The following is a 242-nucleotide window of genomic DNA, read 5'->3' on the forward strand; positions in this document are numbered from 1 at the left end:
CTTGTCGATGACGATATCCGCCTTCAGGGCGCGGATTGCCCGGCCAAAGCTGCCGTCGCGCTCAAGTGCGGCGCGGTCCATCTGCCTGGTCTCGACGCTCTTCCAGGCCGCGTGGGGCAAATAGGGCTCTGAAGTGCCGCGGCTGACCGCGATGACCTCGTGGCCCGCCTCCACTAGCCGCGGCACCAGATAGGTGCCGACGTGACCCGTTGCTCCGATAACGACGACGCGTGCCATGAACT

Annotated in this window: 1 protein-coding gene; it reads right to left on the reverse strand. The window is 65.7% G+C overall.

Going from position 1 to position 242, the window contains the following annotated elements:
- Positions 1-242, reverse strand: a 242-nt coding sequence (locus SB764_RS44005; RefSeq protein WP_410867314.1) for an NAD-dependent epimerase/dehydratase family protein, incomplete at both ends; no start/stop codon positions are given.

Source organism: Paraburkholderia sp. SIMBA_027 (assembly GCF_046535315.1).
GTDB classification, from domain to species: domain Bacteria; phylum Pseudomonadota; class Gammaproteobacteria; order Burkholderiales; family Burkholderiaceae; genus Paraburkholderia; species Paraburkholderia tropica.